General features: G+C 63.3%; 9 protein-coding genes. All 9 read left to right on the top strand.

From position 1 onward, the window contains the following. Positions 1 to 40 precede the first annotated feature (40 nt). On the top strand, positions 41 to 1,690 hold the full coding sequence (locus LCY71_RS17075) for an acetate--CoA ligase (RefSeq protein WP_225336136.1): 1,650 nt from the start codon (positions 41 to 43) through the stop codon (positions 1,688 to 1,690). Between the two features lie 816 nt (positions 1,691 to 2,506). Then, on the top strand, positions 2,507 to 3,721 hold the full coding sequence (locus tag LCY71_RS17070) for a CaiB/BaiF CoA transferase family protein (RefSeq protein WP_225336135.1): 1,215 nt from the start codon (positions 2,507 to 2,509) through the stop codon (positions 3,719 to 3,721). Positions 3,722 to 3,967: 246 nt separating this feature from the next. Further along, complete coding sequence (locus LCY71_RS17065; RefSeq protein WP_225336134.1) at positions 3,968 to 4,741, top strand: SDR family NAD(P)-dependent oxidoreductase; 774 nt, start codon at positions 3,968 to 3,970, stop codon at positions 4,739 to 4,741. Between the two features lie 666 nt (positions 4,742 to 5,407). After that, a complete protein-coding gene (locus LCY71_RS17055; protein WP_225336133.1) occupies positions 5,408 to 6,181 on the top strand; it encodes a helix-turn-helix domain-containing protein in 774 nt (257 codons plus the stop codon). Positions 6,182 to 6,510: 329 nt separating this feature from the next. Next, positions 6,511 to 8,106 (top strand): right-handed parallel beta-helix repeat-containing protein, encoded by a 1,596-nt coding sequence (locus LCY71_RS17050; protein WP_225336132.1) that lies wholly within the window; start codon positions 6,511 to 6,513, stop codon positions 8,104 to 8,106. Positions 8,107 to 8,256: 150 nt separating this feature from the next. Next, on the top strand, positions 8,257 to 9,186 hold the full coding sequence (locus LCY71_RS17045) for an alkaline phosphatase family protein (RefSeq protein ID WP_225336131.1): 930 nt from the start codon (positions 8,257 to 8,259) through the stop codon (positions 9,184 to 9,186). 239 nt (positions 9,187 to 9,425) lie between these two features. Further along, the gene (locus LCY71_RS17040; RefSeq protein ID WP_225336130.1) at positions 9,426 to 11,897 is read left to right on the top strand and encodes an oligosaccharide flippase family protein; all 2,472 of its coding nucleotides are present in this window, start codon (positions 9,426 to 9,428) and stop codon (positions 11,895 to 11,897) included. A 435-nt stretch (positions 11,898 to 12,332) separates the two neighbouring features. Further along, positions 12,333 to 13,655: a hypothetical protein gene (locus LCY71_RS17035; protein ID WP_225336129.1), complete on the top strand. Its 1,323-nt coding sequence runs from the start codon at positions 12,333 to 12,335 to the stop codon at positions 13,653 to 13,655. A 62-nt stretch (positions 13,656 to 13,717) separates the two neighbouring features. After that, positions 13,718 to 14,632 (top strand): glycosyltransferase family 2 protein, encoded by a 915-nt coding sequence (locus LCY71_RS17030; RefSeq protein WP_225336128.1) that lies wholly within the window; start codon positions 13,718 to 13,720, stop codon positions 14,630 to 14,632. Positions 14,633 to 14,721: the final 89 nt, after the last annotated feature.

The raw sequence follows: 14,721 nt of genomic DNA, 5'->3' as shown, positions 1-14,721 counted from the left end.
TCGAAAGGTACAAGCGGCGCTCTGTAGTACTATCCGGGGAATGGCCGAGGGATACTCGCTACCGGTCGTCGACGGGTCGACCACGTACGACGACCTCGTCTCGGGATTCGAGTGGAACGTCCCCGAGGTGTACAACATCGCCGGAGCAGTGCAACGGACCGCCGACGAACGGCCCGCAGCGACGGCGCTCGCGCACGCCGACGACGACGGCGGACGACACGAGTTCACGTACGCGGAACTCGACGACGCCGCGACGACACTGGCTGCCCGCCTCGCTGCGGCCGGCCTCGAACGCGGCGACCGGATCGCGGTGTGCTTCCCGCAGTCGCCGGAATTACTCGTCTCTCACCTCGCAATCTACAGGACCGGATGCATCGCAGTACCTCTCTCCGTGATCCTCGGCGACGATTCCGCGCGCCACTCGCTCACTCACAGCGGCGCCGACGCGCTCCTCGTCGATTCGCAGATACACGAGGAGCTGGAAGGCGTCGTTGCCGAACTCGACCTGAGAGAGCGACTCGTCGTCGATGTCTCGGGGGGACGATACGACGGGCCCACGCGTCACCTGGGGGGCTACGCCGACCGCGTCGACGGCAACGAGACGCACGACGTCGTCGAGACAGCATCCGACGACCCCGCGCTCATCGTCTACACGTCCGGAACGAGCGGCAAGCCGAAGGGAGTCGTCCAGGCTCACCAGTACCTGATCGGCGCGTTGCCGAGCTACCGGCTCTGGTTCCAGCTGTTCGACGACCACCACCGTGAGCGGGTATGGACGCCCGCGGAGTGGTCCTGGGCAGGTGCGCTGTTCGACGTGGTGTTCCCGACGCTCGCGATGGGCGGGACTGTCGTCTCACACGGGCGCCGCAGCGGCTTCGATCCACGGCACGCACTCCGACTCGTCGGGGATCTCGACGTGTCTCGAGCGTTCCTGCCGCCGACTGCGCTCTCCCAGATGAAGAGCAAGTGCGACCCGTCGTCGGTCGATCTCTCGTGCCTGGAGGTCATCATGTGCGGTGGCGAGAAATGCTCGGTGTCGCTTCGGCACTGGGCGGAGCGCGAACTCGACGTCGTCGTCAACGAATCCTACGGCCAGACGGAAGCGAACGCCCTCATCGGGAACTGTCAGGCGCTGTTCGACGCCAGAGACGATTCGATGGGGAAGCCGTATCCGGGCCACGCCTGTCGCGTCGTCGACGAAGACGGCGAACCGGTCGACGCCGGCGAAGCGGGTGAGATCGTGCTCGACCTCCCCGATCCGGTCGTCTTCGAGGGATACTGGGACGACGAAGCGACGACAGCCGAACGGTTCGCCGACGGACAGTACCTGACGGGCGACCTCGCGACGGTCGACGAGGACGGATACCTCTACTTCGTCGGTCGGTCTGACGACGTCATCATCTCCGCCGGCTATCGCGTGAGTCCGGCCGAGGTGGAGTCGGCGCTGTGCGACCTGCCGTCGGTAAACGAGGCGGCCGTCGGGGGTGTACCCGACGAGGAACGCGGCCAACGGATCAAGGCCTTCGCGTTTCCCGCCGACGGAACCGAACCACCGTCCCCCGAGCGACTCCGACAGCACGTTCGCTCTACCCTCGGCCCGCACAAGGCCCCCGACGAGGTCGAATTACTCGCGGAGCCACCAACCACGCGGAGCGGCAAACTCGACCGGTCGGCGTTGTTCCCCGACTGACGCCCCCTCGTCTACCAGGACAGTCGATTTGGACGAGGTGTGTGATATCCGTAACCGTACTTCTGAACCGCTGGAACCGCCCGTCGTGCGACAGACAGCCCTTCGAGTCATCACCTGCCCGTAATCTGCGAGATCGCCAGTGAGATCCCGGGCTCTGGACTGACACGATGGCGATGGCATGACACAAACGAGAACTTACCATAGTAATTTCATTTGGATAATAGCCCCACAACAGGTAGTTTGGCCGATATAGTATTGATAATCGTGACATATACGAGTGTGACAGATGTACCGATGTTATTCTCACCGGCATAGATCCCTCCGATCCGCAGTGCGTACCCCGACATTGATTTCGGCAGGTAGTTCTGCGATCACAACCCCCTCGTTTCGGGTTAGTGAACGCGGTTCGGGTTCAGGTCTCGGGAGACGTTGCCTCCACCTCGAACAGCCGTCCGATCTTCGTGATCGTAGTAGAAATTGAACCCACTGACACGCTCGAAAGGGGTCCAGAGTGCCCTTTGACGTGTACACTGTTTCGGTTTCTGCTATAGTGCGAGACGTTGGGAGCCGACATGAGACGTCCGCAAGTCCCCTCAATCGTACCCCGTTACGGTCCTCGAGTAGTGTGAGAATCCGATTCGCCCCGAGGAGCGAACGAACCGGACCTTCCGCATCCACGGACTCCGTCCGACCATGACAGCTCGGTAGTCATTTGGTGTTTCCAGATACGCTCTGGCGTCAGTCGACGCACCCGTCGATTCGACTGTGGTACTGACCACCACAATCTATATGTGACGAGATAGTGTCTCGTGATCTGTGCAATCGCTCGAAGACGTCACTATCGCAGACTTCACGCAATTGATGGCCGGAGGGTGGTCGACCCAGAAGCTGGGCGACATGGGTGCCGACGTGATCAAGATCGAACGACCGAGCGGCGACGTTCAGCGGGAGATGAGCTATCGCGGTCGGCTTCTCGACGGCGAGGGGATCGGCTTTCTCACGATGAATCGAAACAAGCGGAGCGTCGCGCTCGACCTCAAGACCGACGAAGGACATCGGGCCGCGATGAAAATCGTCGAATCAGCCGACGTGCTGGTTCACAACTACCGGCCTGGAGTAATGGACCGGTTAGACCTCTCGTACGACGACGTCGCGGAGGTCAACCCAGAGATCGTCTACGTCGAGATCACCGGCTACGGATCTTCGGGGCCCTACTCGGATCGTCCCGGACAGGACCTCATCTATCAGGCCATGACCGGCCTGACCTCCTACACTGGACGTGCCGACGACCCGCCGACGCCCGCTGGCACGGTCGTGGTTGACGAGCACACGGCCACGCTGGCCGCGCTCCACACACTCCAGGCCCTCTACCATCGGGAACGGACGGGAACAGGCCAGAAGGTGGAGACGAGTCTCCTCAACGCAGCCGTCGATCTCCAGTGTAACGAGCTCACCTTCGCACTGAACGTCGGCGAGGACCTGCCGCGTGGCAAGAAGACCCACGGACATCCGTATCTCTATCCGCCATACGGAGTCTACGAAACCAGCGACGGCTACGTAGCCATCGGTATGTCACCGATAGACGACATCGCAGATGCCTTCGAACTGGACGGGCTGGACGAATACGACCCCCAGGAGGAGCTGTTCGAGAACCGGGACGGAATCCACGACCAGATCGAGGAACACACGCGCAAGCACGAGGCCGAAACGGTCGTTGAGTCTCTCGTCGAGGCCGACGTCCAGGCCAGCGAAGTACGCCGGCCGACAGAGGTCGAGTCGAATCCGCAGGTCCAACACAACGAGCTGATCCTCGAGATCGATCGCCCCGACGGCGACGACTTCAAAACGACCGGTTTTCCTGCCGAGATGTCTGAAGCGGACCAGACAGTCGACCATACGCCGCCCGCAATCGGTCGCCACACGCGGGAGGTGCTCCGGGAACTCGGATACGGCGACGACGAGGTCGACGCCATGCTGGAACAGGACGCCATCGCCGTTCACGACGATGACCAGCCCGACGGTCGCGAGTAGAGACAGCCATCCCCGATACAGAGGCGTGATCATCACTTCGTTCGCCGAAGTCCGCCGAATCGTCAGTACCGATTCTATAGCGGACACTGAGACTACGCACACGTCGAAGGCCAAATCGGGAGCCCGTCGAGCGTGTCAGTGCGTTCGACGTCTACTACGGGGGAGACTCGTCGAGCGATAGTGTGTATCGGGATGTCGTGGGTGACTCCCACAAACGTAATAGGCGAATACGACCACTGCTCGGACATGGATTCGTACGCACACACGCCAGTGACGGTCAGTGACGAGCGTGCAGTCGTCGTCGGCGGTACGAGCGGCATCGGACAGGCTATCGCCCTGGGGTTCGCCGAGGAAGGCGCCGACGTCATCGCAACGAGTCGCCGCAAAGCGGCCGTCGAGGAGACCGCACAGGCCATCGAGGACCGCGGCGCGAACACTGCCCGGGTCACCTGCGACGTCACTGACGGGTCGACGCTCGAAGCCGTTCGCGAGACGGCCGAGGACGCCTTCGGCGGGATCGACGTCGTCGTCGCCTCGCAGGGAGCGATCTCCCGAGAGTCGGTACTCGACATCGACGACGAGGACTGGGACTTCGTCACTGACGTGGCCCTCGATGGCGTACGTCGGGTTACGCAAACGCTGGTGCCGGCGATGGAGGACGGTGGAGCGGTCATCAATATCTCCTCGCTCGCTGCCCGGCTCGCGATGGCGGACGTGCCGGCCTACGCAGCGGCGAAGGGCGGCGTCGAGGCGTTCACTCGCGCTTCGGCGAAGGAACTCGCCCCCGCGGTCCGCGTCAACGCCATCGCACCCGGATTCGTCATCACGCCCCAGAACGCCGAGACCTACGCGGAAGGGACAGAGAAACGGGCGGAGATCGACGGGCGGACGCCCCTGGGTCGCGTCGCCGACCGCGAGGAGATCGTCGGCGCGGCCATCTATCTCGCGAGCGACGCTGCCTCCTACGTCACGGGTGAGGTACTCACCGTCGACGGCGGCTTCGCCGACAGCGCGCTTTGAGGATGGTCGCTGGAGGCAAACGCCCCTCCCCCGTGCTCCGATCGAAGACGTCGGGGCACAGCACGGACGATTCGGTGGGAACCCGAAACGCCGGCCCACACCGGATACCCGTGAATACGCCTCCCGGCTGTTACGCCCGAGTTCGAACCCCTTCTGCCGGCCGAGTGGGATGAGGGGGCGTGTCGAGTCCGGCGCGAGCGTACGCGTCGGCGAAGTTTGCAGCCGTCGTCATGCCGACGCCGCCGGCCTCGCCGTACGTGCTGCAGGCCGGCATAGCCACCTGTTCAAACAACCAATTGATTCATTCACTTGGTTGAACCAGACGATTGAACCATCTGGTTGAACCAGATCGAGCCATCAGACCGAGTTTCGACAGTAGTTACGGTGTCCGTGAGTCGTGACGGGCAACGGTCGCAAACGCTACGTCCTCCTGAACCTGCTCGATCACGACCGTCGAATCGTCACCAGGAACTATAGTAGAAATTGAAACTATTCACACATCGAAGGGCGCCCCGGGTGCCCTTGGAGTGTGTCAGTGCGTTCAATTTCTACTATAGTCCGACGACCGGTCGAGAGGGGTCCTACTATGTTGAAAAACGAGGCCGGAACGGGATACTACACTCGTAGTGACAACCGACTTTTCGGGGGATTAGCTTGGGGGCCTCTATGGAAGACCGGAACGGAGATCGTCCGCAGCACGGACCTCCAGCGAACGACGATTCGGGTGATTCGAGCCCGATCGGGTCAGCATCGAACCCGCCTGAGCGGCAGGGCGGTGACGTTCCCGAGTGTGTCATCAACGGTGAATTCGCCCTCTCGCACCCGACAATCGCGCTCACGCCGGCGACCGAGGAACTCACCGACGTCGTTCTTCGACCCGAACACGTGGTGCCGGACCCCGACGGCCCGTTTCTCGTATTTTCAGCGTATGGCGACGACCTGGATGCGTTCGAGCGCGCGCTCGACACTGACGCCACCGTCTCGGATCCCCGCGCTCTCAGCCACGGGCGCGGGGCGCGGTCCTACCGGGTGACGCTCGCCGGCGAGGCCGTGACGGTCCCACAGCTGGTGGTCCGAAACGGCGCCCGACTCGTAGACGCCGAAGGCTCGAACGGCGAGTGGGAAGTCAGGGCGCAGTTCCCCAATCGAACCGTTTTCACGCGGTTTCGGGCGGACTGCGTCGAGAGCGAGATCGACCTCTCTCTCCACCGGCTCTACTGGGACGACGCCAACACGTATTTACAGCGCAGCGTTTTGACGGGCAAGCAGCGTGACACGCTCGAGCGAGCCTACGAGGCCGGCTACTTCGACGTTCCTCGGCGCATCTCCCAGTCAGAGCTCGCGGACAAACTCGACATCTCGTCGTCAGCTGTCTCACAGCGTATACGGCGTGCCACCGGTAGACTCATCGAAACCAACCTGGATACCGACGACGCCTGATCTCTCTCGAGCGAAACTGTTCTGGTAGGAGCTCGTCACGCAGTGGTAGCGACTACTCGTCAGGATCACACTCCCCGTTCGACGGGAATTAGTCACTACCTACACGCCCGTCTCCCGTCGCCAGATCCGATATCACAGTCAGTTACGCTTCGTCCGCGAACGGCGGCCTGATGCGCTTTGACGGCTATTAATTGGTATTTAATAGATAGACGATAGACGCCGAACACTGAGTTAAATCAGGTAACACGTCGTTAGTCGGTATTTAAGGTCTGTAACTGGACAGCCAAACACTGTTATCGGTAAACTACAGGCATACAAGTAGAGTAATCGTGCTAAGCAACTCTGACGAAGAAAACGTCGCGGACGGATCGACGCGGTCGGGCAACGCCCGATTCGGACGACGCGAGGTACTTCACGGCATTTCGACGACTGTTCTCGGTGGCGTTCTACTGGGAGGAACTGCGAGTGCGGAGACCACAACAGACCGGATCGACAGGTACTTCGAGGAGTTCGGGACGGTCGTAGATATCGTCGAAGCCGGCGCGGACGACACCGGTCGGGAATCCGTCGTCGACGTCATTCGGGAGTACCGCGCCGACGACACGCTGCTCGTGTTCCCGCCGGGGGAGTACTACATGGACGAGCAGGTGCGTTTTAGCGGGTTCGAGAACTTCGGACTCGTCGGCAACGACGCGACGCTGATCCCCGCAGACTACTACGACTTCGCGGGACCGCAGTATCGACTGTTCCGACTGGGTGTGCCCTACAACCCCGGGAATCGTCTCGTGTTCGACGGGTTCGACGTCGACCAGACGTCGCCCGACACCGGTATCCGTGTCATCGAAACCGTCGTCGACGACGGCCTCGAGGTCCGGAACGTCACGGTCCACGGCGAACACGACAGCGGGACGTGGGGGCCGGGATCGTTCGCCGTCTCCGACCCTGCAGGAACCGGCCTCGTCGAAGCGTTCGAGGTCCCCGACGGCGGTGCGTGGGAGGACGAGACGCCCAACGAGGGCAACATCTGGAGAGGACCGACCGGACTGCTGGCCAACAGCAATTCCGGCACGCTCACCTTCCGGGACTGCGTCGTCGGTGCGTTTCCGGACAACGGCCTGTACGCTTCGGGAGGCGATGGCACCATCAGGGTCGAGGGCGGTCACTTCTCGAACAGCAACGCGGCGTGTCTCCGCATCGGTGGCGACGGCAGTTCCATCCGGGGAGCGACGGTCGTCGTCGACCAGAACCGACCGCGGGACGAGTCTCACCGCGGCATCCGGCTCGAACGCGGCGGAGACATCGAGGTCAGGGACGTCACCGTCAGAAATACGGCGCCGCTTCCGAACAGTTTCGGTATCTCGGTGATGAACAGCTGTACGTCGGCCTGGATCGAGAACGCCGACGTCACGATTTCGGGCGACGAGGTGACCAACGGGATCGTCACGTCACCGAACTGCGGTGAGGTGGTAGTGCTCGAGTCACGCGTGGAGATGCACACCCCCGGCGGGTTCGGTATCGAGATCAACGACGGCGACAACACCGGTCGGGTCCTCTGTGAGTACGTCGATTTCGTCGGGAGCGTGGGAGACGAGACGGCGAAGGCCGCCGTCCGAAACGACCGGGACGAGACCCGGCTGGGCGCGGTCACGGTCGACCAGTCCGGTGGGAGCCAGCGCCGCGCCGTCGTGAACACGGGCGACGACGTCACCATCTTCAAGGGCGAGTACCGCGCCAGCGAGCTCCCGATCATCGACATCGGCGACGGAACGCACGTCGAGGAGATCTACGCCGAATCCTACGGCGACGAGGAGGCGTACAGTCTCTACCCGGATAGCGCGAACGTCTACCTCAAGCGCAACACGCTCCGGGGCGGAATCAAAGACCACGGCTGCGACGGACTCGAGACGCTCGGTAACGAGTTCTGACGGCAACCCCCGACTTCGCTTCCGTCGCCAGCCAGTTCGCCAGGTCGCCTCGTGGCGCACCGTCTGGGGGTTCTGCTGTCGCCCGTATTTTCGACAGGGCGACACTATCAGGTGGATAATATTGGATCAGGTGGCGCTACGGGGAACTACATGAAGCGACCGCGTTCATCGCTCCCGTCCCAGATCCGACGGGGCATCCGAGAACCGTACCTCGTCGTCCGACGGCTAAACCAGCTGTACTTCGACGTACACCGCCAGTACCTCGACCGGACGGACCGCGTCGACTTCTTCGAGGAGGACTGGGACAACCTCCTCCTGCTCGACGCCTGCCGGTACGACACGTTCACCGACGTGGTCGACCTGCCGGGCCGGTCAGAGTCGCGCCACGCCCGGTCGAGTTCCACGATCGAGTTCCTCAGTCGCTACCTCGACGGTCGGGAGTTGACCGACACCGTCTACGTGACTGCTAATCCCCAGCACTATCGCAAGAGCAACCGCGGCTTCGTCTCGGTCAACTTCCACGACGTGATCGAGATCTGGCAGGAGGACGGCTGGGACGAGACGTTTCGGACTGTCCGGCCGGAGACGGTCGCCGACGCGACCGAGCGCGCGGCCGAACAGTACCCGAACAAGCGTCTCCTCGTCCACTTCCTCCAGCCCCACTACCCCTACATCGGTCCGACCGGTCAGGAGCACTTCGACAACAATTCGCTGGACTTCTTCAACCGCGTGATGAACGGCGACATCGAAATCGACGATGCGATTCTCCGCCGGGCCTACAGAGAGAACCTCGAAGTCGTAGTCCCCCACATCGAACAGCTCCTGGACTCGCTACGGGGCAAGACCGTCGTGAGCGCGGACCACGGGGAGATGTTCGGTGAACGCGCGTTTCCGCTGCCGATGCAGGAGTACGGTCATCCCTCCGGGATACACACGGAGGAGCTGACGACGATCCCGTGGCACGTCTACGATGACGGCCCACGGAAGGAGATCGTCGACGGCGAGGCGTCCGCGACCGAGACTGACGACGTCGACACCGACGTCGTCGAGGAACGGCTCCGGAATCTGGGGTACGCCTAGGGACGTCCAAAACGAGCCGTATCGCGGAATACATCCACTCTGCCTGCCGAATCTCCCCGTCCCCCTTACCACCTCTATAATAAACACCGCACAGGGGCTTGGTCGTGACAAGATCAGTCCGATGTTCCGTCTCGATCGGTCCGAACGAACCGTTCCGCGCCGCGACGACGGCGTTCCGTGCAGTGTCGATGGTCGACTGCGGGTTACGAGCCTACTGATACGAACTCACGAGACACCATATGCGACGAAACATTCTGAGCGGCGTCCTCTCGGTCGTCTCCGGGAAGATCCTGACGCTGCTCGTATCGCTGGTGACGATGCCCCTGCTGTATCGCTTCCTCGGACCGGCGCGGTTCGGGGAGTACACGACGGTGATGTCCATCCACGCGCTGTTCATGATATTCGTCAGCTCGGGCATCACGAACGGCGTCCGGAAGTTCGTCGCCGAAGACAGGGCGAGAAGCGACTGGGAGGACGGCGTCGTCGGCTTCTACTTCCGGATGGCGACCCTGCTAGCGATACTCGGCGCGCTGGGGTATCTTGGTGCCGTCCGGACGGGGCTGGTGGCGCAGTACCTCGGCCCGTCCTTCGAGCCGTACTTCACGGCGATGATCGCGATGGTCGTCGCGGCCCAGTTCTGGGCGTACGCCCGTCGGACGTTGATGGGCTTCGGCCTCGAACGCTACTCGGAGCCGCTGAAGGTGCTTTACCACGTCACGTTCGCGGCCGTCGCACTCGGTCTGGTGTACTCCGGGTTCGGTGTCATCGGCGCAGTCGCAGGACAGATACTGGGGACCGCGGTGGTCGGCCTCATCGGGGTCGGGCTGGTCGTTCAGAGAGTGTCTCTCCGCTCGCTGGTCCTCTCGACGTCGGCCGACCTGCCCCGACGCCGGATGCTCACGTACAACACGATGGCTATCGCCCTGGCGGTGTTCCAGATGTCCCTGTACCACGTCGACATCATCATGCTCCAGTCGCTGATCGGGAGCAGCCAGGTCGGAAACTACAAAGCGGCGCTGACGCTCGCTGAGTTCCTCTGGTTCGTGCCAATGACATTACAAACAGTGTACGTCCACTCGACCTCGGAACTGTGGTCGCAGGGCCGTACCGACCGCATCGCGAGTCTCGCATCGCGGACGACGCGGTACACGCTCCTGCTGACAACTGTGATGGCGCTCGGCCTGGCGGCGCTCGCAGAGATCGTCGTTCCCCTCTACTGGGGTGCGAACGCCGGACCCGCCGTGACGCCGCTGTTGATCCTCCTGCCCGGCGGGCTGGCCTTCGCCGCCGTCCGTCCCACCATCGCGATCGAGGAGGGGCACGGTACCCTGCGGTACTCGGTCGTGGCGACGGGAGCCGCGGCAGTCGTCAACCTCGCGCTGAACCTGACGCTCATCCCCCGCTACGGGATGACCGGGGCCGCGATCGCGACGAGTATCGGCTACACGTCCATGTTCGTCTTCCACATCTGGAGCGCGCGCCGGTTGAATTTCGATCCGCTCGGTGACGCCCGTCTCACCCGGATCGCCCTGACGGTGATCCTCGCAGCGGGTCCGATCCTGCTGCTCCCCAGGTACCTCCAGACCAGCGCGGCCCTGTCCGATGTCGGCCCGAGTAACCTGGTGACGCTGGCGGTGGTGCCACCGGTGGGCCTCGCCGTCTTCCTCGCGTTCGCCTTCCTCACCGGCGCGCTCGGAGTGCGCGAGTGTGTGGATCTCCTGTCGGAGTTCCCCGACCCGATCGGGAGTACCGTCGCCCGCGTCGACGGGCGTCTCGGTGGGGTGTCCACGTCGAGCCTGATCCCGAGCGGGGGGCAGTTCTGGCTGCTCATCATCGGTCTGGTGCTGTTCGCGTCCGGAACTGGTATCGCCGTCATGGACGCGGTCTCCGACGGAGGCGGCGGGTTGTCCGATGGGGGCAACGCGACTGAGACGACTCCGGAAGCGGAGACGCTGCAGACGGAGTCCGGGAGTACGACCACCAGCGAGACGCAGACGACCCCTCGGAAATCGCAGTCGACGCCGGAGGAGACGCCGACAGAGACCCGGACAGACGCAACGACGACGGACGACGGCGGTGGATTCTTCGACGACGGTGACAACGAGACGGCGACCACGACAGAGACGGCAACGGAGGACGGGGGATTCTTCGACGACGGTGACAGCGAGACCACGACCGCGACCGAGACGACGACGGACGACGACGGTGGGTTCTTCGACGACGGTGACAGCGAGACCGCGACCGAGACGACAGACGACGGCGATAACGAGACAGTGACCACGACCGAAACGACGGACGACAGTGGCAACGAGACGGCGACCGCGACCGAAACGGCGACCAACGACGGTGGATTCTTCGACGACGGGGACAACGAGACGGCGACCACGACCGAGACGACAGACGACGGTGGATTCTTCGACGGCGGGGACAACGAGACGGCGACCACGACCGAGACGACCACGACTGAGACGAACACGACTGAGACGACCACGACCGAGACGAACACGACTGAGACGACCACGACCGAGACGAACACGACTGAGACGACTACGACAGAATCGAACACGACCGAGACGACCACAACCGAGACGAACACCACCACGACTGAGACGAACACCACTACGACGAACACGACAGAGACGACGACCGACGGCGGGTTACTCAACGAGATCACCGTAGGGCTTCTGACGGGATCTGCGGGTTTACTGTAGCTACCTGTATCGCGCGGTATCGCGGAAAGACGCGGCTGTCGCTCGTGTTTCTACGGGGCCCCATAGCGGGTTCGAGGCGCAGGTGGGCAGGATACGCTCCGTTCTACCTGCGTCCAGTACCGACACCCGCGATAGTCAGACAACCGATGTGAACATCGTATTAAGATGTTGTAAAAATACCAATATATAACATTAAAATGCTCTTTTATGTTTATAATAAATACGGCCCTCTACAACCGTGGCGGTGTGCAACCTACTGACAGAGCGGTATCACGGCCGAATCGGCGGTCCTTCCTGCGAGCCGCGTGCCTGGGAGTCGCTGCCTCTGCTGGGCTCGGTACGGTTACAGGGGAGAGCATCGAAGACCAGTATCGAACCGTCGTCGACGTCACCGACGCAGGTGCCGATCCGAGCGGGTCCGAATCGGTAAGTCCGGTGCTCCAGGATGTCATCGGTGACGACACGCTGCTGAAGTTCCCGCCGGGCCGGTACTACATGGACGAGCAAGTCAGGGAGTCCGGCGTGACGAACGTCGGCATCGTCGGGGACGAGGCGACCCTGGTGCCGGCCAGTTATTACGACTTCGACGGCCCGCAGTACCGGCTGTTCAGACTGGGGACCTACTACCACCCGGCCCGTGACGTTCGCATCGAGAACTTCGACGTCGACCAGCGAGCGGACGACACCGGTATCCGCGCGTTCCACGTGAGCGCGGCCGACGGACTGCGGGTCAGCGACGTCGACGTCGTGGGCCGTCACGACAGCGGGACGTGGGGCCCGGCGCTGTTCAGAATCACCGATCCGGACGGGAGCGGTCACGTGGACGGGTTCCGCACGGCTGACGGCGCGGACTGGCAGACCGATACGCCCGGCGGGCTCTGGCGAGGACCGACCGGAATCCTCGTCAACAACCACGAGGGCCACCTCCGCTTCGAGCGCTGCGTCGTCAGGAATTTCCCGGACAACGGGCTCTACGTGACCGGTGACGGGTCGGTTTCGGTCGCCGGCGGTCTGTTCCAGAACAGCGGGCCGGTGAACGTCCGCATCGGCGCGGACCGGGCCACCGTCGTCGGGTCCGACTTCGTCACCGACCGACGGTCGCCGTACTATCAGGCCCAGATCCCGATGCGGTTCGACTACGCCGACCGAATCGAAGTCCGGGGGGTCTCTATCGACCTCACCACGCTGAACGGGAACGCGCTCCAGGTTCAAGGGGAAGTAGACGAAGCCGTCATCAGGGAGACTGACATGGAAATCGGCGACGTACCCGCCTCGGGCATCGACGTCAAGTCCGGGACCGGCCCGGTGTCGATCGTCGACGTCGACATCGACATCGACAGTAGCGCGAACGCGATACGCCTGCTGGGGGACGGCGGCGGCGTCGTAGTCCAGGGCAGTCGCATCTCGGGCGGCGCGTCCGGTGAGAACATGCGCCACGCGATCCGGTGTGAACGCGACGACTGTGAGTTTCGGACCCTGACTATCGACCAGTGGGGTGGCGGAAACCGACGCGGGCTCGCGCTCCTCGGTCGGGAGTACACCGTCTACCGGTCCCGTATCCGCAGTTCCGATCGGCCGGTGACTGCCGCCGGCGACGACATCTGGATCGAGGACAACTACCTCGACTGCTACACCGGCGAGGAGTCGATCCGGATCGGCCCCGACGCCGACTCCGTTCGTATCAAGAACAACGAGCTCCCGGACGGCATCGAAGACGCCGGCGGAACCAACGTCCTCGTCACCGGGACGACGTACTGATACTGCCGGTCACGCCGACTAGCAAGCGGGTAATAAACACGTCCCGGAGCGTTCGCATGGACATGCCAACCGTAAGCGTCGTCGTTCCGACGTACAACCGCTCGGACGTCCTTCCCCGGGCCATCGACAGCGTCCTCGAACAGACGTACGAGGACTTCGAGCTCGTCGTCGTGGACGACGGGTCCGACGACGGGACCCTCACGATGCTGGACAGCTACGACGATCCGCGACTCCGCGTCATCACTCACGGCACCAACAGGGGCGCGAACGTGGCGCGAAACACTGGAATCGAGCACGCGAACGGGGAGTTCGTCGCGTTTCTGGATTCCGACGACGAGTGGCACCCGGACAAGCTGGCGCAACAGCTCGCGCGGTACGACTCCGCGCCCGAGCGCTGCGTCGCCGTGTACTGTGACTTCCAGTACGAGCTCGACGGAATCACGGGGCGCCTGCTCAAAACAGCCGCCTCGGCGCTGTCGCTGGCCGACGACGATCGACCGAAGGAGGGCGGGTCGGAGCTCTCCGGGGAGATCCTGGCCGACCACCTCCACTCGGGTGCCGGGTCGACGCTGCTCGTCGAGACGTCCGTCGCCCGCGACGTCGACGGGTTCGACCAGAATCTGGACCGCTTCCAGGACCCCGACTTCCTCCTGCGGGTCATTCAGGAGGGGTACCTGGGGTACGTCGATCGGCCGCTCGTGACGCGCCACGAGACCGGATCGCCGCCGGCGGAGACGGTCGAACGCGCCGACGAGCAGTTCATCGCGAAACACGGATCGCTGGTCCACGCCGCCGAACGGGACGGATACGACGTGCAGGAGGCCCACGATCTGCTTCTGGCGAAACGCTATCTCCAGGAGGGCGCGTTCCTCGACGCCGCGCGCTACGTCCGGAACGCCCGCCTGGAACCGCGCCATCTCCCGGGCGTCGTCTGGAGCGCCGGTTCGGGACTGCGGAACGCGACGAGTTCGCCCTGATACGGACTGACGTCGCTGTCGTCCGGTTCGATGGCCCGACAGTGGCCGTCGTCCGGTACTGTCCTCTCACAGACCCGCTGAAAGTGACA

The organism is Halomicrobium urmianum, from assembly GCF_020217425.1.
In the GTDB taxonomy this organism is placed as follows: Archaea; Halobacteriota; Halobacteria; order Halobacteriales; family Haloarculaceae; genus Halomicrobium; species Halomicrobium urmianum.
This window is presented reverse-complemented; position numbering and strand designations above follow the sequence as displayed.

Excerpts from the sequence above, each read along its gene's own strand:
- LCY71_RS17065 (WP_225336134.1), top strand. The coding sequence starts at position 3,968 with ATGGATTCGTACGCACACACGCCAGTGACGGTCAGTGACGAGCGTGCA.
- LCY71_RS17030 (WP_225336128.1), top strand. The coding sequence starts at position 13,718 with ATGCCAACCGTAAGCGTCGTCGTTCCGACGTACAACCGCTCGGACGTC.
- LCY71_RS17045 (WP_225336131.1), top strand. The coding sequence starts at position 8,257 with ATGAAGCGACCGCGTTCATCGCTCCCGTCCCAGATCCGACGGGGCATC.
- LCY71_RS17055 (WP_225336133.1), top strand. The coding sequence starts at position 5,408 with ATGGAAGACCGGAACGGAGATCGTCCGCAGCACGGACCTCCAGCGAAC.
- LCY71_RS17075 (WP_225336136.1), top strand. The coding sequence starts at position 41 with ATGGCCGAGGGATACTCGCTACCGGTCGTCGACGGGTCGACCACGTAC.
- LCY71_RS17040 (WP_225336130.1), top strand. The coding sequence starts at position 9,426 with ATGCGACGAAACATTCTGAGCGGCGTCCTCTCGGTCGTCTCCGGGAAG.